17 protein-coding genes are annotated in these 19,753 nt (G+C 57.2%); 9 read left to right on the top strand and 8 right to left on the bottom strand.

Features of this window, described 5'->3' with window-relative positions; translation table 11 throughout:
* Positions 1 to 138: 138 nt before the first annotated feature.
* Both purM and purN read left to right on the top strand, forming a co-directional pair.
* Positions 139 to 1,179 (top strand): phosphoribosylformylglycinamidine cyclo-ligase, encoded by a 1,041-nt coding sequence (gene purM, locus OK412_RS00605; protein WP_010671337.1) that lies wholly within the window; start codon positions 139 to 141, stop codon positions 1,177 to 1,179.
* Positions 1,176 to 1,814, top strand: coding sequence for a phosphoribosylglycinamide formyltransferase (purN, locus tag OK412_RS00600; protein ID WP_264352573.1), 639 nt, complete (start codon positions 1,176 to 1,178; stop codon positions 1,812 to 1,814). Before purM ends, purN begins: the two co-directional genes overlap by 4 nt.
* Positions 1,815 to 1,923: 109 nt before the next feature.
* Here purN and pstB read toward each other — a convergent pair whose 3' ends face one another.
* The 3 genes from pstB to OK412_RS00585 are packed head-to-tail and all read right to left on the bottom strand — an operon-like array spanning position 1,924 to position 6,422.
* On the bottom strand, positions 1,924 to 2,691 hold the full coding sequence (gene pstB / locus OK412_RS00595; protein ID WP_010260068.1) for a phosphate ABC transporter ATP-binding protein PstB: 768 nt from the start codon (positions 2,689 to 2,691) through the stop codon (positions 1,924 to 1,926).
* A gap of 12 nt (positions 2,692 to 2,703) precedes the next feature.
* A complete protein-coding gene (gene pstA, locus OK412_RS00590) occupies positions 2,704 to 4,338 on the bottom strand; it encodes a phosphate ABC transporter permease PstA (protein WP_060680726.1) in 1,635 nt (544 codons plus the stop codon).
* A complete protein-coding gene (locus OK412_RS00585) occupies positions 4,335 to 6,422 on the bottom strand; it encodes an ABC transporter permease subunit (protein ID WP_264352572.1) in 2,088 nt (695 codons plus the stop codon). Before OK412_RS00585 ends, pstA begins: the two co-directional genes overlap by 4 nt.
* 150 nt (positions 6,423 to 6,572) lie before the next feature.
* Between OK412_RS00585 and ppk1 the strand changes: the two genes are divergently transcribed.
* The 5 genes from ppk1 to mgtE all read left to right on the top strand — a co-directional run bounded on the left by ppk1 (position 6,573) and on the right by mgtE (position 12,682).
* Complete coding sequence (gene ppk1, locus OK412_RS00580; RefSeq protein WP_010260075.1) at positions 6,573 to 8,633, top strand: polyphosphate kinase 1; 2,061 nt, start codon at positions 6,573 to 6,575, stop codon at positions 8,631 to 8,633.
* A gap of 5 nt (positions 8,634 to 8,638) precedes the next feature.
* Positions 8,639 to 10,165, top strand: coding sequence for an exopolyphosphatase (gene ppx / locus OK412_RS00575; protein WP_010260078.1), 1,527 nt, complete (start codon positions 8,639 to 8,641; stop codon positions 10,163 to 10,165).
* A 41-nt stretch (positions 10,166 to 10,206) separates the two neighbouring features.
* Positions 10,207 to 10,821, top strand: coding sequence for a tellurite resistance methyltransferase TehB (gene tehB / locus OK412_RS00570; RefSeq protein ID WP_052271789.1), 615 nt, complete (start codon positions 10,207 to 10,209; stop codon positions 10,819 to 10,821).
* Between the two features lie 101 nt (positions 10,822 to 10,922).
* Positions 10,923 to 11,108, top strand: a complete 186-nt coding sequence (locus OK412_RS00565) for a YfgG family protein (protein ID WP_010671331.1) — start codon at positions 10,923 to 10,925, stop codon at positions 11,106 to 11,108.
* A 140-nt stretch (positions 11,109 to 11,248) separates the two neighbouring features.
* Positions 11,249 to 12,682 carry a magnesium transporter gene (gene mgtE, locus OK412_RS00560; protein WP_031594028.1) on the top strand — a complete coding sequence of 478 codons (1,434 nt, stop codon included), beginning with the start codon at positions 11,249 to 11,251 and terminating at the stop codon, positions 12,680 to 12,682.
* A gap of 3 nt (positions 12,683 to 12,685) precedes the next feature.
* Here the strand turns inward: mgtE and OK412_RS00555 are convergent, their stop codons facing one another.
* Complete coding sequence (locus OK412_RS00555) at positions 12,686 to 13,183, bottom strand: helix-turn-helix transcriptional regulator (RefSeq protein WP_022624132.1); 498 nt, start codon at positions 13,181 to 13,183, stop codon at positions 12,686 to 12,688.
* A 20-nt stretch (positions 13,184 to 13,203) separates the two neighbouring features.
* Positions 13,204 to 13,449, bottom strand: coding sequence for a hypothetical protein (locus OK412_RS00550; RefSeq protein ID WP_010671328.1), 246 nt, complete (start codon positions 13,447 to 13,449; stop codon positions 13,204 to 13,206).
* A 193-nt stretch (positions 13,450 to 13,642) separates the two neighbouring features.
* Between OK412_RS00550 and OK412_RS00545 the strand changes: the two genes are divergently transcribed.
* The gene (locus OK412_RS00545; RefSeq protein ID WP_022624131.1) at positions 13,643 to 13,822 is read left to right on the top strand and encodes a hypothetical protein; all 180 of its coding nucleotides are present in this window, start codon (positions 13,643 to 13,645) and stop codon (positions 13,820 to 13,822) included.
* A 30-nt stretch (positions 13,823 to 13,852) separates the two neighbouring features.
* Here OK412_RS00545 and OK412_RS00540 read toward each other — a convergent pair whose 3' ends face one another.
* The 3 genes from OK412_RS00540 to guaB all read right to left on the bottom strand — a co-directional run bounded on the left by OK412_RS00540 (position 13,853) and on the right by guaB (position 18,052).
* Complete coding sequence (locus OK412_RS00540; RefSeq protein ID WP_033778668.1) at positions 13,853 to 14,626, bottom strand: DUF3750 domain-containing protein; 774 nt, start codon at positions 14,624 to 14,626, stop codon at positions 13,853 to 13,855.
* A 310-nt stretch (positions 14,627 to 14,936) separates the two neighbouring features.
* Positions 14,937 to 16,517: a glutamine-hydrolyzing GMP synthase gene (gene guaA / locus OK412_RS00535; protein WP_022624130.1), complete on the bottom strand. Its 1,581-nt coding sequence runs from the start codon at positions 16,515 to 16,517 to the stop codon at positions 14,937 to 14,939.
* 68 nt (positions 16,518 to 16,585) lie between these two features.
* A complete protein-coding gene (gene guaB, locus OK412_RS00530) occupies positions 16,586 to 18,052 on the bottom strand; it encodes an IMP dehydrogenase (RefSeq protein ID WP_010671324.1) in 1,467 nt (488 codons plus the stop codon).
* Positions 18,053 to 18,220: 168 nt separating this feature from the next.
* Between guaB and xseA the strand changes: the two genes are divergently transcribed.
* Positions 18,221 to 19,594: an exodeoxyribonuclease VII large subunit gene (gene xseA, locus OK412_RS00525; RefSeq protein ID WP_052271788.1), complete on the top strand. Its 1,374-nt coding sequence runs from the start codon at positions 18,221 to 18,223 to the stop codon at positions 19,592 to 19,594.
* Positions 19,595 to 19,753 lie beyond the last annotated feature (159 nt).

Raw genomic sequence — 19,753 nt, 5'->3', positions numbered from 1 at the left:
GGGTTTTACCGGGACAAATAGAGGATTAATGAAAATCGCCCGATGCGCAATCCCGGACTCGCAAACGTTTGCCTGCACTGATAGAATTGCCGCGCTTTATTTTAAACCACCAACCGCAACTCGCGTGGGGACCTCGCAGTGACCGACAAAACCTCTCTCAGTTACAAAGACGCCGGTGTTGATATTGATGCTGGTAACGCTCTGGTTGACCGTATTAAAGGCGTAGTGAAAAAGACGCGTCGCCCGGAAGTGATGGGTGGACTGGGCGGTTTTGGTGCGCTTTGCGCGCTGCCGCAAAAATACCGTGAACCGGTGCTGGTCTCCGGCACCGATGGCGTTGGCACCAAGCTGCGTCTGGCGATGGATCTCAAACGTCACGATGCCATTGGTGTTGACCTGGTGGCGATGTGCGTCAACGACCTGGTGGTACAGGGCGCCGAGCCCCTCTTCTTCCTCGACTACTACGCTACCGGCAAACTGGATGTGGATACCGCCTCTGCGGTGATCACCGGCATCGCCGAAGGTTGTCTGCAGTCGGGTTGTGCGCTGGTGGGCGGTGAAACCGCTGAGATGCCAGGCATGTATCACGGCGAAGATTACGATGTGGCCGGTTTCTGTGTTGGCGTGGTGGAAAAGTCAGAGATCATTGATGGCAGCAAGGTGCAGGATGGCGACGTACTTATCGCCCTCGGCTCCAGCGGCCCGCACTCCAACGGCTATTCGCTGGTGCGTAAGATTCTGGAAGTCAGCAACACCGATCCGCTGGCTGAACAGCTGGAAGGCAAACCGCTGGCCGATCATCTGCTGGAACCGACCCGCATCTACGTGAAAAATATCCTGAGCCTGATTGAGCAGGTCGATGTGCACGCTATCGCACACCTGACCGGCGGCGGCTTCTGGGAGAATATTCCGCGCGTGCTGCCCGACAACACTCAGGCCGTCATCGACGAGAAGAGCTGGCAATGGCCGGCCGTCTTCAGCTGGTTACAGCAGGCGGGCAACGTCAGCCGTTTCGAGATGTACCGCACCTTTAACTGCGGCGTCGGCATGATCATCGCCCTGAGTCCGGCAGACGCGGACAACGCGATTGCGCTGATGCAGGCTGCGGGCGAGAAAGCCTGGAAGCTCGGCGTAATTAAAGCGTCTGATGCCGAAGAGCGTGTGGTCATCAACGGATGAAAAAGCTGGTTGTACTGATTTCCGGCAACGGAAGTAACCTTCAGTCCATCCTTGACGCCTGTGCAAGCGGGCGGATTCACGGCAGCGTGGCTGCCGTGTTCAGCAACCGCGCCGCCGCTTATGGCCTGACGCGGGCGCAGGAGGCGGGGATTCCCGCCCACTCGCTTGCCGCCAGCGACTTCACTGACCGCGAAGCCTTCGATCGCCAGCTCATCGCTGAAATCGAAGCCTACAGGCCAGACCTGATTGTGCTGGCAGGATATATGCGCATTCTCAGCAGCGCGTTCGTGGCCCATTTTCACGATCGCCTGCTGAATATCCACCCTTCTCTGTTGCCGAAATATCCGGGTCTGCATACGCATCGTCAGGCTCTGGAAAATGGCGATAGCGAACATGGCACCTCCGTACATTTCGTCACTGACGAGCTGGATGGAGGTCCGGTGATCCTGCAGGCCAAAGTCCCGGTATTTCCCGGCGACAGCGAAGCGGAGATTACGGAGCGGGTGCAGCATCAGGAGCATGCCATCTATCCGATGGTAATCGGCTGGTTTGTTGAGGGTCGTCTGGCGATGCGTGACGGCCAGGCCTGGCTGGATGGCGAACCGCTGCCGCCGCAGGGTTATGCTAACGACTGACCCGACAGGGGAAGCCGGGGCTTCCCCTGAAGTGCTGGCGGTCGGGGTAAAGGCTCAGGGAACCATTGAGCCGTCTGACATAACAACCTGCTCTGCTCCCGTTACTGACTTAACCGTAGCGCCCCGTAATATAATCTTCGGTCCGTCGCTGTTTTGGCGCGGTAAAGATACGGTCAGTCTCATCAAACTCCACTAACGCGCCCTGATGCATAAACGCGGTGTAATCTGACACGCGAGAAGCCTGCTGCATGTTGTGCGTCACCAGCACCAGCGTGAAATGCTGCTTGAGCGTAGTCATCAGCTCTTCAATCACCAGCGTTGAGATGGGATCGAGCGCGGAGGTCGGCTCATCCAGCAGCAGAACTTCCGGTTCAATCGCAATGGCGCGGGCAATCACCAGCCGCTGCTGCTGTCCGGTCGAGAGCGTCAGCGCATTCTGTGACAGCTGATCTTTGACCTCACTCCACAGCGCCGCCGCGCGCAGCGCACGTTCACAGGCTTCGTTCAGCACCCGCCGATCGCGTACACCCTGTAAACGCAGCCCGTAGACCACATTTTCATAGATCGATTTTGGAAAAGGATTGGGGCGCTGAAACACCATGCCGACCCGACGACGCAGCGCCGAGAGATCCTGCTCAGGTCGCAGGATCGGCTGCGATCCCAGCAACACCTCACCCTCGACCCGGCAATGATCAATCACATCATTCATGCGATTAAAGCAGCGCAGCAGCGTCGATTTGCCACAGCCGGAGGGACCAATCAGCGCGGTAATCTTGTTTTTCGGCACCTGCAGCGAAATAGCCTGCAGCGCCTGGCGCTCGCCATACCACAGCGACAGCTGGTTAACGGTCAGCGCGATATCCGTGTCGGACGTCATAGTCATAGCCTGTTATTGAGTCATAAGGCGATAGCGTTCACGCAGACGGTGACGCAGGCCCATCGCCAGCAGATTAAGCGACAGAATAATCAGCACCAGCAGCAGCGCGGTGGCGAACACCAGCGGCCGGTCAGCTTCAATATTCGGACTCTGAAACGCCAGATCGTAAATCTGGAAGCCCAGATGCATAAATTTGCGATCCAGATGCAGATAAGGAAACACCGCGTCGACGGGCAGTTCCGGCACCATTTTTACCACGCCAACCAGCATCAGCGGCGCGGTTTCACCAGCGGCACGCGCCACCGCCAGAATCAGGCCGGTCAGCATGGCAGGCACCGCCATCGGCAGCACCACGTTCCACAGGGTTTCCGCCTGAGTCGCGCCCAGCGCCAGCGATCCCTGCCGCAGGCTGTTGGGAATGCGGGATAGTCCCTCTTCGGTCGCCACAATCACCACCGGCAGCGTTAGTAACGCCAGAGTCAGCGACGCCCACAGCAAACCAGGTGTCCCGAAGGTGGGATTGGGCAGCGCGCTGGCGAAGAAGAGCTGGTCTATCGTGCCGCCCACCAGCCAGACAAAGAAGCCCAGACCAAATACGCCATAGACGATTGAAGGAACGCCTGCCAGATTGACCACCGCGATGCGCACCAGTCTGGTCAGCGCATTGCGTCCGGCATATTCATGCAGCCAGATGGCGGCGATGACACCCAGCGGCATCACGACCACCGACATCAGCAGCACCATCAGCACGGTGCCAAAGATCGCCGGGAACGCCCCGGATTCACTCTCGCCTTCAGCGGGTGAATCACTGACGAAACGCCACAGCTGATGCAGAAAATGCAGCGTTTTGCCGGTCAGCGTCATCGCGTTCGGCTTCCAGCTGTCAACGATTTCGGTCAGCGGGATCGCATGTTCGGTGCCATGCACATCCCGCAGGATTAACAGATCGCGCTGACTCTGCTGTTGCAGCGAAGCCAGTGTCTCGCTCAGCTGATTAAACCGGCGCTGCAAAGCGGCCTGATTGGCCTGATATTCTGACTCGGCCTGCAGATCAAAGCGCCCGGCAGCACGGTTTGTGGCCGCCTGCTCATCAAGCTGCTCACGCTGGCTGTTGAGGCGCGCCATATCGACCCGGCGAATCTGATTAGCCTGCCGCACCAGCATCTGCACCTGTCCGAGCCGCTGATGCAGCAGTGCATCGGGATCCTGCGCAGTCAGCTCTTCATTATCCTCACGCAGGCCGACAAACCAGCCGTATGCCTGACCGTGGCTGCGGCGCTGCAGCACCATGATGTCCGCTGGCTGGCTGACCTGCGCCGCCGTGCGACTGTAAACCACCCGGAAATCGGGTGCGTCCCAGTCACGGTTACCGGTTTTAATCAGATAGCGATTAACCTGTCCGCCGCTGTTGCCCTGCTCATCTGCCGGGGCCGGAAAGCGCCGCTGATGTTCCAGGGTTTCACCCAGCAGCCGCGTCTCGCCCCCTTCAGGCTGGCTAAACGTGTAGAGATCGACGCGCTGCGGCCAGAAAGCGCGCACCCCCTGCCAGGCCAGTAACCCAATCAGCAGCGTAAAGGCCAGCAGGCAGACGGCTACGGCACCGGCGGTTAGCCAGCGCCAGCGATCGTTCTGTTGCATCGCTTTCATGCCTGCTCCTCGTGCTGGCTGTAGCGCTGGCGCAGTCGCTGACGGATCAGCTCGGCAACCGTGTTGATCACCAGCGTAAACAGCAGCAGCATCAGGGCACTGAGAAACAGCACGCGATAATGAGCGCTCCCCGCCGCCGCTTCCGGCATCTCAATGGCGATATTGGCGGACAGCGCGCGCAGGCCGCTGAACAGGCCACCTTCACTTTGCGGCGTGTTGCCGGTCGCCATCAGCAAAATCATGGTTTCTCCTACGGCACGCCCCAGACCAATCATCAGGGCGGCAAAAATACCGGCTGAAGCACCCGGCAGCACAACGCGGGTCAGGGTTTGCCACGGCGTCGCGCCCAGTGCCAGCGAGCCCTGCCCTAATGCTGCTGGCACGCTGAACAGCGCATCCTCAGAGAGGGTAAAGATCAGCGGTACCAGCGCAAAGCCCATCGCCAGCGCGGCCACCAGCAGATTGCGCTGTTCGTAATGCGGCAGCCAGTCGCCCGCATCCGGTATCAACAGCGTGGGCAGCCACAGCGTCAGCAGCGTGACCAGCAGTAACAGCGGCAGCAGAATCAGCACTTCACGACCCGGCTGACGCCAGCGCGGCGGTAAACGCGCGCTGAATACGCCGCACAGCAGCAGCGTGCCCGCCAGCGTCAGCGGCAGCAGCAGCACACCTACCAGCGCCTGACCAATATGCGGCGCGAGCCAGATCCCGGCAATCAGCCCCACCACTACGCTCGGCAGCGCGCCCATCATTTCGATTGCCGGTTTAACCCAGCGTCGCAGGCCTGGCGCCATAAACCAGGCGGTGTACATCGCCGCCGCCAGCGCCAGCGGTGTGGCAAACAGCAGCGCTAAACTCGCCGCTTTCAGCGTACCCATCACCATCGGCATCAGGCTGAACTTGGCCTGATAACTGTCACCCGCCGCGGTCGATTGCCAGATCCAGTCCGGTCCGGGATAATTTTCATACCAGATTTTTTGCCAGAAATTGCGCCAGGTGACGTCCGGCCACGGATTATCAAGCCGCAGAGTCTGCCAGCTTCCCGCCCGTTCAATCAGCAGGCTGTCGCCACGCGGCGAAAACTGAGCCTGCACAATGCCAGGTTCCAGCTGACGCTGCAGTATCGGGCCATTCTGCTTGCTGGCGAACAGCCTTAACAGCCCCTGTTTGCTGAGCGTCGCAAACACGCGGCGTTGTGATTCCGTCACCAGAATGGTCTCGCCGTCGCTGTTGGCAAAGGTACGAATGCGCTGCAGGCGCGGCCCCTGTTCGCTGGCGATAGCAAACCACTGCGTGACGCCGCTGCCATCCTGGATCAGCAGGCTTGTGCCGCCCACCAGCAGATGCAGACTTTTTGGCCGCTGCGGCAGGGTGTGCGTTTCGCGCAATAGTGCACGGTCATCATCAAGTTGCCAGACCCGCAGCAGATTGCCTTCGGTGGTGTAGAGCAGATCGCCGGACGGAGAGAGCGCCAGCAGATCCAGCTGGCGTTGCGGCAGCGGGATAACCGAGGCCTGGCGATCGGTGCCGAGCGTCAGCACCCGGAGTCCGGCCTCAGTGAGTGCGGCTATACGCCACTGACCCGCATGGCGCGTCGCCAGCGCCATCTTCGTCACTGCGCCATCAGGCAGATGAAAAGGTTTATCGCCCAGCGGAAAACGCCACTGCTGGTCGGCCGTGGGCTGCATCAGTGTCAGCGCACCCTGCATATTCAGCAGTAGCGTCTGCTCATCGGCACTCCGCACTATCTCCCCGGGTGGCGGGGTCAGCGCCAGTGCCGGTTCCGCAGGCTGACCATCCAGCGGAATAAAACGCGCCGCACCGCGCTCGCTGATGCGCCAGCCGACCTTCCCCTGATTGCCAATCGCTAAGGCTGGCGCACGATCCCAGAGTTGCTGGCTGGCCGCAATCTGCAGGCCCGGCGCATTAAACAGCGGTAATACCACGCCAATCAGCCAGCAGAAGAGCAGCAGCATCAATAGCAGGATCGCCACGCCACAGCAGGTGACCAGCCGCCGCGTCAGACGGTCAACGGCACGACGCTTACGATCGCTGAATTGGACAGGAATGTGGTTTGCGCTCATGCGGTTCCGCTAGCAGGCCAAAATAAGCCGCTATGTTGCCCGTAGCCGATTGATAAGACAACTCCTGGCGTTGGACAACGCTGCCATACTCTCGCCATAATGTTGGTGGATACTGGATCTTCAGTCCTGCAACCGCTAAATGGAGTGAGAATGGGTCAGGTAAAGCTTTATATTGAAAAAGAATTAAGCTGGTTATCCTTTAATGAACGGGTTTTGCAGGAAGCAGCAGACAAAAGCAATCCACTGATTGAGCGGATGCGCTTTCTGGGTATCTACTCCAATAATCTCGACGAATTCTATAAAGTGCGTTTCGCCGACCTCAAACGCCGCATTCTGATTGGTGAAGAGCAGGGTTCCGCCAGTACGCCACGCCATCTGTTTAAGAAAATTCAGCAGCGGGTAATGAAGTCCGATCAGGAGTTTGATGCGTTATATAACGATCTGCTGCTGGAGATGGCACGTAACCAGATCTTCCTGATCAATGAACGTCAGCTCTCATCCAATCAGCAGGCGTGGCTGCGCCACTACTTCAAGCACGAACTGCGTCAGCATATCTCTCCGATTCTGATCACCCATGAAACGGATCTGACCGAATTCCTTAAAGATGACTACACCTACCTGGCGGTAGAAATTATCCGCGGTGACAATATTCAGTATGCGCTGCTGGAAATTCCGTCCGACAAAGTCCCGCGTTTCATCAATTTACCGGCTGAGCCACCGCGCCGCCGTAAACCGATGATCCTGCTGGATAACATCCTGCGCTACTGCCTGGATGACATTTTTAAAGGCTTCTACGACTACGACGCGCTCAACGCCTATTCAATGAAAATGACGCGTGACGCCGAGTACGACCTGGTCACGGAGATGGAGTCGAGCCTGCTGGAGCTGATGTCCTCCAGTCTGAAGCAGCGACTGACGGCGGAACCGGTGCGTTTCGTCTACCAGCGCGATATGCCCGACACGATGGTGTCGCTGCTGTGCCACAAGCTTTCCATCTCAAACCTGGACTCCATCCTGCCAGGCGGCCGCTACCACAACTTCAAAGACTTTATCGGCTTCCCGAACGTCGGCAAAAACAACCTGGTGAACCGCCCGCTGCCGCAGATTCGCCACATCGGCTTTGATGGTTTCCGCAACGGCTTTGATGCGATTCGTAATCGCGACGTGCTGCTCTACTACCCGTACCACACCTTTGAGCATGTGCTGGAGCTGCTGCGTCAGGCGTCGTTCGACCCCAGCGTGCTGGCGATAAAAATCAACATCTACCGCGTTGCTAAACACTCCCGCATTATGGATGCGATGATCCATGCCGCCTATAACGGTAAAAAAGTCACGGTGGTGGTGGAGCTGCAGGCGCGCTTTGATGAAGAAGCTAATATTTACTGGGCGAAACGCCTGACTGAAGCGGGCGTGCATGTCATTTTCTCCGCACCAGGCCTGAAGATCCACGCCAAGCTGTTCCTGATTTCACGCCGCGAAGGCGAAGAGATTGTGCGCTACGCGCATATCGGTACCGGCAACTTTAACGAGAAAACCGCGCGTCTCTATACGGACTACTCGTTGCTGACCGCGGATGCGCGCATCACCAATGAAGTACGTCGGGTGTTCAACTTTATTGAGAATCCCTACCGGCCCGTGACGTTCGATCATCTGATGGTCTCGCCGCAGAACTCGCGCCGGATGCTGTATGAGTTAATCGACACCGAAATTGCTAATGCGCAGCAGAATAAGCCCTGCGGCATTACTCTGAAAATCAACAATCTGGTGGACAAAGGTCTGGTTGATCGGCTTTATACAGCCTCCAGCGTAGGGGTGAAGGTCAATCTTCTGGTGCGCGGAATGTGCTCATTAATCCCTGACTTGCCCGGGATCAGTGAAAATATTCGTGTCATCAGTATTGTTGACCGTTATCTGGAACACGATCGCGTCTATATTTTTGAGAATGGCGGCGATAAGAAGGTGTTCCTCTCCTCCGCTGACTGGATGACACGTAACATTGATTACCGTATCGAAGTGGCAGTGGCGATTCTCGATCCCCACATCCGGCAGCGCATACTCGACATTATTGCTATTCAGTTGAGTGATACGGTGAAAGCCCGCATCGTCGATAAAGAGTTGAGTAACCATTACGTCCAGCGCGGCAATCGTCGTAAAGTGCGATCGCAGCTGGCCATTTATGATTACATCAAGAAACTGGAACAACCTGAATAAATCCTATGCCAATTTCTCATAAAAGTACGCCAAAACCCCAGGAGTTTGCGGCGATTGACCTGGGCTCGAACAGTTTCCATATGGTGATTGCGCGGGTTGTCGATGGTGCGATGCAGGTACTGGGCCGCCTTAAGCAGCGCGTCCATCTGGCTGACGGGCTGGATGCCCGGCACAACCTCAGCGAGGAAGCGATGGAGCGGGGGTTAGCCTGCCTGGCCCTGTTCGCCGAGCGCCTGCAGGGGTTCAGTCCAAGCAACGTGACGATTGTCGGTACCCACACGCTGCGCGAGGCGGTCAACGCCGAAACCTTCCTGCAACGCGCGGCCGAGGTGATCCCCTATCCGATCGAGGTGATTTCGGGCCATGAAGAGGCTCGCCTGATCTTTATGGGCGTTGAACACACCCAGCCGGAGAAAGGCCGCAAGCTGGTGATCGATATCGGCGGCGGCTCCACCGAACTGGTCATTGGTGAGGATTTTGAACCGCAACTGGTTGAGAGCCGACGTATGGGTTGCGTCAGTTTCGCCCAGCTCTATTTCCCGAAAGGTGAAATCAGCCGTGAAAACTTCCGTCGCGCCCGTTTAGCGGCCGCACAGAAGCTGGAAACGCTGGCGTGGCAATATCGTCTGCATGGCTGGCAATATGCGCTGGGCGCGTCCGGCACCATCAAAGCCGCCTGCGAAGTGCTGCTGGCGATGGATGAAAAAGAGAAGCTGATTACGCCTGAGCGCCTCGAAAAGCTTTATGACGAGGTGATGAAACACAAATCCTTTGCTGCACTCAGCCTGCCGGGTCTGTCGGAAGAGCGTAAAGGTGTGTTTGTACCCGGGCTGGCGATTCTGTGCGGCGTATTTGATGCGCTGGCCATTCGCGAATTGCGCCTCTCCGACGGTGCGCTCCGTGAAGGCGTGCTCTATGAGATGGAGGGCCGTTTCCGCCATCAGGATATTCGCAGCCGTACGGCACAGAGTCTGGCGAACCATTACGCTATCGACAGCGATCAGGCACGACGCGTGCTCGACACCACCGAGCAGCTTTATCTGCAGTGGCGCGAGCAGAATCAGAAACTGGCGAATCCACAACTGGCCGCGCTGTTGAAATGGGCGGCGATGCTGCACGAAGTGGGCCTGACCATCAATCACAGCGGCCTGCAACGCCATTCAGCCTATATTCTGCAAAACACCAACCTGCCGGGCTTCAATCAGGATCAGCAGATGCTGCTGGCGGCGCTGGTCAGATTCCATCGTAAAGCGATAAAGCTTGATGAGCTGCCGCGCGTGACGCTGTTCAAGAAAAAGCAGTTTGTGCCGCTGATCTTCCTGCTTCGCCTGGGTACCCTGTTGAATAATCAGCGACAGGCCACCACGCGTCCGGAGGCGTTAACCCTGAAATGCGATGACGGCCACTGGACGCTGACCTTCCCGGCGGGCTATTTCACGCAGAACAACCTGGTTCAGCTCGATCTTGAACGGGAGCAGGTTTACTGGAATGACGTCACGGGATGGAAACTGATCCTCGAAGAAGAAGTCTGACAACACGGGCGCCTGGCGCCCGTTTAACTGAAATGATGAATATGACACAACCAACCGCACCCCTTTCAGGCGAAAACTATTTTGCCGAAACCTATGGTTTAACGCCGCCCCACTCCGAAGTGGTTGCGGCGCTGCCCCAGCTCAACGTCGGCAAGGCGCTTGACCTTGGCTGTGGCGTGGGACGCAATACGCTGTTTCTGAATCAGCACGGTTTTGACGTCACGGCGTGGGATCATAATCCGCAAAGCCTGGCGCGCCTGCAGGAGATTATTGCGCAGGAAAATCTCAGCGGCATACATACCGAGCAGCGCGACCTGAACAACACGCGCTTTAATGGCGGCTTTAACTTTGTGCTGTCGACCGTGGTGATGATGTTCCTGCAGCCGCAGACTATTCCGCAGCTGATTGCCGACATGCAGGCCTGTACGGTCAGAGACGGTTTTAACCTGATCGTGGCGGCGATGAACACGGACGATATGCCCTGCCCGGCTGATTTCTCCTTTGCGTTTAAATCAGGTGAGCTCAGCCACTACTACCGCAACTGGCACATCGTGAAGTACAACGAGCACCCCGGTCAGCTGCATCGCACAGATGAAAATGGCAACCGCATCGCCTGTCGGTTCGCGACGCTGCTGGCGCAAAAAGCGAGTTACTGATCTTTATCTGCTGTTTTTTTCAACAGCGATTGATTTCATCAGGCGACTGTGACTAAATATTGCAGTCGCCCCAGATGGGGTCATTACAGGAACCACCCCGCGTGAACAGCGCTATTTCTCCCCGAAGACGTCAAAAAACCGGCACCATGACCCGCATTGTGTTGCTGATTAGTTTTATCATTCTTTTTAGTCGCCTGATTTTTATCCTGCCTGCTGCCTTCGAGCATCATCAGCAACAGAAAGCTATTCCTGAACCGGTTGCCATAACATCAGGCGATACGCGATAGCGAATAACCAATAACGACATTTCGCCTGAAACGCACCTGATACGTAAATGTTATCCAGCTAACTGGACTCTTTTTTGCATCCCTTTTTCAGGCGAAACGCTACACTTCGTGCTGGTGCTTTCAGACTTAAGGGATCCAATGTGTCTGCCTCTCACTCTCAACGTTTAAGTGAAATACGTCATCGCATTCTGACGCTGCTGCTCAGCGAGCACGATCTGGTTGATGCCCTGCTGGAGAAATCGGGCGATCTCAATCCTGAACAGCAACGTGAAAATGCGGCCCAGCGTGACGCGCTGGAGCAGGACATTCTGCAACTGCATGCCGCTGACCTCGCGGATATTCTCGAAGCCCTGCCCGAAGAAGAACGTCAGGCGCTGTGGCGGCTGGTGCCGAACGAGCGGCGCGGCCATGTGCTGGTTGAAGCGTCTGAAACGGTCTGGGCCAGCCTCACCGAAGAGATGAGCGACCGCGATATCCTGCGCGCTATCCAGCCGCTGGATATCGACGATCAGGTCTGGCTGGCGCGTTATCTGCCACGTGACCTGACCGGACGCCTGCTGGCAACGGTGGAGCCCGCCCTGCGCGCCCGCATGCTCGATATGGTGCAGCTTGACCGTGACCGCGTAGGCCGGGTAATGGATTTCAATATCCTGACGGTGCGTGAAGATGTCACGCTTGCAACGGTGCAACGCTTTCTGCGCAAGCGCAAAAGCATGCCGGGCGGTACCGATAAACTCTTTATCACCAATAAAGATAATCAGCTGCTGGGCGAACTGCTGCTGACGGACATCCTGCTTAACAAACCCAAAACCCTGGTGAGCGACGTGATGAACGCCCGCCCTACCACCTTCCAGCTCAATGATAAGGCCGAAGACGCAGCCAGCGCCTTTGAACGTTATAACCTCATTTCAGCCGCCGTCACCGACGCCAAGGGCAAGCTGATTGGCCGCGTGACCATTGAAGACATCATCGACCTGGTGAATGCCGAAAACGAAAGCAACATTCGTAAAATGGGGGGTATCAGCCAGGAAGAGGATGTGTTCGCGCCGGTGCGTAAATCGGTACGTAAACGCTGGGCCTGGCTGGCGATTAACCTCTGCACCGCCTTTGTCGCCTCCCGGGTTATCGGGCTGTTTGAAGGGACGATTTCGCAAATCGTGGCGCTGGCCACGCTGATGCCGATCGTCGCGGGTATCGGCGGCAATACCGGTAATCAGACCATCACCATGATTGTGCGGGCGCTGGCCTTACATCAGGTTGAACCGGGCAACTTTTCGTTTTTGATCGTCCGCGAGCTTGGCGTGGCGCTGATCAACGGCCTGTTCTGGGGCGGCATCATGGGCGGCATCACCTGGATGATGTATGACAATATGGCGCTGGGCGGCGTTATGATGCTGGCCATGGCGCTTAATCTGCTGCTGGCCGCGCTGATGGGCGTGCTGGTGCCGCTGGTCATGACTAAAATGAATCGCGATCCCGCCGTCGGCTCCAGCGTATTGATCACCGCCCTTACCGACACCGGCGGCTTCTTTATTTTCCTGGGGCTGGCGACAATCTTCCTGCTGCCGCACTAATCGTCAGGCTTGCAGGCCGTAACGTTGCAGCGACCCGTTAAGATTGCGCTGCCGCGTTACCTGTGCCAGCTCTCGGGTCGCCGCAGGCAGCGTATAGTTACCACGCTGACTCAGCCACTCCAGCACATCCGCTAAGTGCCAGATGGCGGTTTTACCGTCATGCACCGGCAGCGGAAACGGCGGGCGGTGGCTGAGCATCAGCTTACGCATATTCTGACGCGTCATGCCGATGATCTCCGCCACATCCGTCAATCCCACAAAATCGGGTGCGGCTTCCACCAGCGTGGCCCCCGGTATCGCACGCAGCACATCCTCTTCTGCCTGCTTCAATACATCCGTTGCAGAGTCAGACTCCCGGGTGAACTCCAGTGCAATTCTGCCCGGCATGCCCAGGCCGATTAGCGCATCATCACAGCCTGCCGCTGCCAGCGTTTCCAGCAGTTCATCCACCGGCGCATGCCCTTCCGGCAGGCTGAACCGTAATGTGAAACAATATTCCATATGCTTCTCCTTGTGCTGCATCAGGACTTCAGATAGTGACAGTTGTCGACCACGCGTCGCAGCGCGCGGGCATGCTGATGTGCGTTTTTTGGTGTGCTCCAGATACAGGTCAGACAAAACTCCCCACATCGGCACATCAACAGATTTTTCGGACAGTACATTTTGCCCCAGGCGTGATGGCCTCCCGTGACGACCAGCCAGCCATGGGATTCGGCGTAACGTAACGCCGTTTCGATCTCTTTGTTGGGATGCCGCTTCCTTGCCATGTTTTTCCCTATCCTGACGCCGAATTGATAAGTTGTCAACTGACAACCTGATGAAATTATCTTAGTGCGGCTCAGCATGCGCAGACTTTTTCTCGCAGTAAAACAGTCAGGGTATAAACTGGAAAACGTCACACAAAAAACGATCAGCGCCAGAAGTCATCTGGCAGCAGAAGCGATAATCAACGGAGGCAATATGTTTAAAGCAGAGGATTTTGTTCAGTCGAAAACCGGCGGCCCGAAAATGCAGGTGCTGCGCGTAGAAGGCGACACCTTATGGTGTGCACGCGTTGATGATGCGGCGAAAAAAGAGATCGAAGTAAAAGCAGAGAGCGTCAATCTCTATCACGAAGAGGGTGACTTTGGCGTGTGCTGAGGTGAAACGGCCCCTGACGGGGCCAGACTGTCAGGGCTTATCCTGCTGAAGGTTGTCATTTCCCAGACCGCCAATAAACGGCAGACGCAGCCGGAACGGTGTGAAATCGACTCCCATGTTCAGACCCAGCAGATTGACTTCAAATCCCTCTTCTGCACCCAGCGTCACGCCCGCCACGCCCAGAATCGACACCTGCAGGCCGCGCCCGGATGGCGGCAGCCCGACCGGACGCCACAGTGGCCGGTAATCTTTTCCCAGCGCGTTAGCGGGCAGATCAAGCCTTAAAGCGGGTACTTCGCGGCCAATATGCGCCAGGAAGGTGTTGCTGTTTGGTCCAGGCCAGGCGCGATAGGTTGTCGGCCACGGATAGGATTTAATGGCGGCTTCAATCTGCGGGATCATCGCTTCTGCTTCCGGTCCGCGATGTTCCACCAGCAGCCGCGGTTTTGCGCCATACCAGTAGCCATCAGGCAGGTTGGTGTTGCGCCGGACTTTATCGCCGCTGCCCCAGCTAATCACTTCGTAGCGAGTGAAACGCGTTTCACCTGCGCGCTTGAAGATGATCCACGGATGCACCGCCACCGCCCCTTTCCAGCCATAGGTCGGCGCAGCATAGACCTGTACGATAGCCAGGCTATATAAAGCGCGCGGGTCGGGCGCTATTCCGGCTGAATCGCGCCGGGCCGACCACCAGCCGCCCTGCTCTGTGGTATCGCTGTGACGCGTCGCCTGCGCGATGCTGGCTCCCAGCGATAGCAGCAGTACGGCAACAAAAAACAGGCTGAACACTTTAAGTGAGAGCATGACAACATTCCTGGTGACGTAAGAATCGCGAAACGCCTGTTCAGCAGGCGGTTTCAGTAAGCGGCGGCTTTGGGATACGGACGATCGATGAAAGCGGCGGATAAAAGCGGGACACAACTGACGTCAGTTGCGGGCTTTTACTGCATGGAGGATAGCGTAATTCCCGGCAAAGTGAACAGAAAAACACCAGCGACGGACCTGGATGTGCTGAAAGGTTAAAACAGCGAGTCTGCGCACGGTCAGAGCAATAAAAAAAGCCCGCTGAGGAGCGGGCTGCAGACTTATCAGGGATTAACTGGCTGAGGCCAGGTTATTCCCACTCAATCGTCGCTGGTGGCTTACCGCTGATGTCATACACCACGCGGGAGATGCCGTCGACTTCATTGATGATGCGGTTAGAGACACGGCCAAGGAACTCATATGGCAGGTGCGCCCAGTGTGCGGTCATAAAGTCGATGGTTTCCACCGCACGCAGCGAGACAACCCAGTCATATTTACGGCCATCGCCCATCACGCCGACTGAACGTACCGGCAGGAAGACGGTGAACGCCTGGCTGACTTTGTTATAGAGATCCGCTTTATGCAGCTCTTCAATGAAGATGGCATCGGCACGGCGCAGCAGGTCGCAATACTCTTTCTTCACTTCGCCCAGCACGCGCACGCCCAGACCTGGACCCGGGAACGGATGGCGATAGAGCATGTCGTAAGGCAGGCCCAGCTCCAGACCAATCTTACGCACTTCATCTTTGAACAGCTCACGCAGCGGCTCAACCAGGCCCATCTTCATCTCTTTCGGCAGGCCGCCGACGTTGTGATGCGATTTGATAACGTGCGCCTTACCGGTTGCAGAGGCCGCAGACTCAATGACATCCGGATAGATGGTGCCCTGTGCCAGCCACTTAACGTCCTGCAGCTTCAGCGCTTCTTCGTCGAAGACTTCCACAAAGACGCGACCGATAATTTTACGTTTCGCTTCCGGCTCATTCTCACCTGCCAGCGCGTCGAGGAAGCGCGCTTCGCCTTCAACGTGAATAATGTTGAGGCCGAAGTGGTCGCCAAACATATCCATAACCTGTTGTGCTTCGTTCAGGCGCAGCAGGCCGTTATCTACGAACACGCAGGTCAGACGGTCGCCAATGGCGCGATGCAGCAGCATTGCCGTCACGGAGGAGTCAACACCACCTGACAGGCCAAGGATCACTTTGTCGTTGCCGACCTGCACACGCAGGCGTTCAACCGCATCTTCAATGATTTTGGCTGGCGTCCACAGGGCTTCACATTCACAGATGTCGATAACGAAGCGCTCAAGCATCCGCAGGCCCTGGCGGGTATGGGTCACTTCCGGGTGGAACTGCACGCCGTAGAAACGCTTCTCTTCGTTAGCCATGATGGCGAACGGACAGGTTTCTGTGCTGGCAACGGTCACGAAGTCAGCCGGGATCGCCGTGACTTTGTCGCCATGGCTCATCCAGACATCCAGCAGCGGTTTGCCAGCGGCGCTGATCGCATCTTCAATATCGCGAACCAGGGCGCTTGGCGTCGTCACTTCAACCTGCGCATAACCAAACTCACGCTCGGTTGAGCCAGCAACGGTGCCGCCCAGCTGCATCGCCATCGTCTGCATACCGTAGCAGACACCCAGCACCGGCACGCCAGCGCTGAAGACATATTCAGGCGCACGCGGGCTGTTCAGTTCGGTGGTGCTTTCCGGGCCACCGGAAAGGATGATGCCGCTTGGATTGAACTGGCGAATCTGCTCTTCGGTGACATCCCATGCCCAGAGTTCACAGTAAACGCCCAGCTCGCGCACGCGACGTGCAACCAGCTGAGTATATTGTGAGCCGAAATCGAGAATCAGAATGCGATGCTTATGGATATTTTCCGTCGTCATTGAGGGTTTTCCAGAACGGTGACTTGATCAATAAAAGCGCCCGGCTGAAGCCGGGCGGGAAATCGGGATTATGAACCCATGCGATAGTTCGGTGACTCTTTGGTGATGGTCACATCATGCACGTGGCTCTCATTGATGCCGGCGCCGCTGATGCGGACAAACTCCGCCTTAGTGCGCAGGTCATCAATGGTCGGGCAACCGGTCAGGCCCATGCACGAGCGCAGGCCGCCCATCTGCTGATGCACGATCTCTTTCAGACGGCCTTTATAGGCCACGCGACCTTCGATACCTTCCGGCACCAGTTTGTCAGCGGCGTTATCGGTCTGGAAGTAGCGGTCAGAAGAGCCTTTAGACATCGCGCCCAGTGAACCCATACCGCGATAGGATTTGAACGAACGGCCCTGATAGAGTTCGATCTCGCCCGGTGACTCTTCGGTCCCCGCCAGCATCGAACCGACCATGACACAGGACGCACCGGCGGCGATCGCTTTCGCGATGTCACCGGAGAAACGGATACCGCCATCGGCAATCACCGGAATACCGGTGCCTTCCAGCGCGGTGACTGCGTCAGAGACGGCAGTGATCTGCGGAACGCCCACGCCGGTCACGATACGGGTAGTACAGATAGAGCCCGGGCCAATACCCACTTTAACGGCGCTGACGCCTGCCGCAACCAGCGCCAGTGCGCCGGCACCGGTGGCTACGTTGCCGCCGACGATTTCAAGGTCCGGGTATTTGGCACGGGTTTCACGGATACGTGACAGAACGCCTTCAGAATGGCCGTGTGAAGAGTCAATCAGCAGCACGTCAACGCCCGCTGCAACCAGCGCATCGATACGCTCTTCGTTACCTGCACCTGCGCCAACTGCCGCACCGACACGCAGACGGCCCTGCTCATCTTTACAGGCGTTAGGTTTACGTTCAGCTTTTTGGAAATCTTTAACGGTGATCATGCCCAGCAGATGGAAGCTGTCATCTACCACCAGCGCTTTCTCAACGCGCTTTTCATGCATCCTGTGCAGCACCACATCGCGCGCTTCGCCCTCTTTCACCGTCACCAGACGATCTTTCGGGGTCATGACTGCAGAGACAGGCTGTGAAAGGTCAGTGACAAAGCGCACGTCACGACCGGTGATAATACCCACCAGTTCGTTGTCGCGGTTAACCACCGGATAGCCCGCAAAGCCGTTGCGCTCGGTCAGCGCTTTGACGTCAGCCAGTGGGGTGGTTGGCAGGACGGTCTGTGGTTCAGTCACCACGCCGCTTTCATGTTTCTTCACCTTGCGCACTTCGTCCGCCTGGCGTTCGATTGACATATTTTTATGGATGAAGCCAAGGCCGCCTTCCTGTGCCAGCGCAATCGCCAGACCCGACTCGGTCACGGTGTCCATGGCAGCGGAAAGCATAGGAATATTTAAACGGATATTTTTGGTCAGCTGAGTGCTGAGATCGGCCGTATTCGGCAGGACGGTGGAGTGTGCAGGGACGAGCAGAACGTCGTCAAAAGTGAGTGCTTCTTTAGCGATTCTTAACATGGCAATACTCCACCTCGGGTGATTGAGAATAGATAAAATATTGCCGCGGCATTATACAGGCCGTAATCGATTGCCTCCAGCATTATTTACGAAAAACTCTTGATCCGCACTGGCAGCCCTGTAGTATCGATGAATTAACCTGCTGATTTGGAATTTGATCTTCGTCACATGTCGCTGCCACCCATCGCCAATATTTTTACCGTCAGCCGTCTCAATACGACAGTGCGTCAGCTGCTGGAGAAAGAGATGGGCCTGGTCTGGATCAGCGCCGAGATCTCCAACTTCACGCAACCGGCATCCGGTCACTGGTACTTCACGCTGAAAGATGATGGCGCTCAGGTTCGCTGTGCTATGTTCCGCAACAGTAACCGACGCGTCACCTTCCGTCCGCAGCATGGTCAGCAGGTGCTGGTGCGCGCCAACATCACTCTCTATGAGCCACGCGGTGACTATCAGCTGATTGCCGAAAGTATGCATCCGGCGGGTGAAGGCTTGCTGCAGCAGCAGTTTGAACTGCTGAAAGCAAAACTGGCCACCGAAGGACTGTTTGATCCGCAGCATAAGCAACCGCTGCCGGAACCAGCGCGTCAGGTCGGGGTAATCACCTCTTCCACCGGCGCGGCGCTGCACGATGTGTTACGCGTGCTGCATCGCCGTGATCCCTCCCTGCCCGTGGTCATCTACCCGACCGTGGTTCAGGGCGTCGATGCGCCAGCGGCTATCGTCCGCGCAATTGAAATCGCCAACCTGCGCAACGAGTGCGACGTCTTAATTGTCGGACGCGGCGGCGGTTCGCTGGAAGATTTGTGGGGCTTTAACGATGAACGCGTGGCGCGCGCCATTTTTGCCAGCCGCATTCCCATCGTCAGCGCGGTGGGTCATGAAACCGATGTCACCATTGCCGACTTCGTTGCCGATTTACGTGCACCCACCCCTTCCGCCGCGGCTGAAATTGTCAGCCGTAACCAGCTGGAGTTGCTGCGTCAGTTGCAGTCACAGCAACAGCGGCTGGAGATGGCGATGGATTACTACCTGGCACGTCAGCAGCGGCTTTACTCCCGCCTTGAACATCGTCTGCAACAGCAGCATCCGCAGCTGCGTCTGGCCCGTCAGCAGACCGCCCTGTTCCGCCTGCAGCAGCGACTGGGAGAAGCGATGGAAACCCGCCTGCGTCAGGCCTCGCGTCAGCAGGATCGCCTGTCGCATCGACTCAATGCCCAGCAGCCTCAGCAGCGGCTGTTCGATGCGCAAAAACAGCTGCAAAGCTGGCACTACCGCCTGCAGCAGAGCATGACAAAACAGCTGAGCACCAGCAAACAGCACTTTGGTCAGTTGGTGGCGCAGCTGGAAGGCGTCAGCCCGCTGGCGACGCTGGCGCGCGGTTTTAGCGTGACCACCGACACTGCCGGACAGGTGGTGAAGAAAACCGCACAGCTCCAGAGCGGCGACCTGCTCCGTACCCGTCTTGATGATGGCTGGGTTGAAAGCCAGGTGACGCAGTTACTGCCTGAGAAAAAGCGCCGCCGCAAAACTGCCTCCTGACTCTGCCTGTCAGCTCACACTTTTACACTTAACGCTGGCCTTACTAATGAGGTCTAACCAGCCTGACGGGTCTATACTTTCTGGCACATTCCCTGTCGCCAGGGCGTTTCAGATGGCTTGCCAACGTTGTTGCCTCAGAAAAGCGCCGCCGCAAAACCG

It is taken from the genome of Pantoea sp. JV6 (assembly GCF_025910055.1).
GTDB lineage: Bacteria > Pseudomonadota > Gammaproteobacteria > Enterobacterales > Enterobacteriaceae > Pantoea > Pantoea agglomerans.
Note: the sequence above shows the minus strand (reverse complement) of the source record. Positions and strands in the feature narration are given on the sequence as shown.

Excerpts from the sequence above, each read along its gene's own strand:
- purN (WP_264352573.1), top strand. The coding sequence starts at position 1,176 with ATGAAAAAGCTGGTTGTACTGATTTCCGGCAACGGAAGTAACCTTCAG.
- pstB (WP_010260068.1), bottom strand. The coding sequence starts at position 2,691 with ATGACGTCCGACACGGATATCGCGCTGACCGTTAACCAGCTGTCGCTG.
- pstA (WP_060680726.1), bottom strand. The coding sequence starts at position 4,338 with ATGAAAGCGATGCAACAGAACGATCGCTGGCGCTGGCTAACCGCCGGT.
- OK412_RS00585 (WP_264352572.1), bottom strand. The coding sequence starts at position 6,422 with ATGAGCGCAAACCACATTCCTGTCCAATTCAGCGATCGTAAGCGTCGT.
- ppk1 (WP_010260075.1), top strand. The coding sequence starts at position 6,573 with ATGGGTCAGGTAAAGCTTTATATTGAAAAAGAATTAAGCTGGTTATCC.
- ppx (WP_010260078.1), top strand. The coding sequence starts at position 8,639 with ATGCCAATTTCTCATAAAAGTACGCCAAAACCCCAGGAGTTTGCGGCG.
- tehB (WP_052271789.1), top strand. The coding sequence starts at position 10,207 with ATGACACAACCAACCGCACCCCTTTCAGGCGAAAACTATTTTGCCGAA.
- OK412_RS00555 (WP_022624132.1), bottom strand. The coding sequence starts at position 13,183 with ATGGAATATTGTTTCACATTACGGTTCAGCCTGCCGGAAGGGCATGCG.
- OK412_RS00550 (WP_010671328.1), bottom strand. The coding sequence starts at position 13,449 with ATGGCAAGGAAGCGGCATCCCAACAAAGAGATCGAAACGGCGTTACGT.
- OK412_RS00545 (WP_022624131.1), top strand. The coding sequence starts at position 13,643 with ATGTTTAAAGCAGAGGATTTTGTTCAGTCGAAAACCGGCGGCCCGAAA.
- OK412_RS00540 (WP_033778668.1), bottom strand. The coding sequence starts at position 14,626 with ATGCTCTCACTTAAAGTGTTCAGCCTGTTTTTTGTTGCCGTACTGCTG.
- guaA (WP_022624130.1), bottom strand. The coding sequence starts at position 16,517 with ATGACGACGGAAAATATCCATAAGCATCGCATTCTGATTCTCGATTTC.
- guaB (WP_010671324.1), bottom strand. The coding sequence starts at position 18,052 with ATGTTAAGAATCGCTAAAGAAGCACTCACTTTTGACGACGTTCTGCTC.
- xseA (WP_052271788.1), top strand. The coding sequence starts at position 18,221 with ATGTCGCTGCCACCCATCGCCAATATTTTTACCGTCAGCCGTCTCAAT.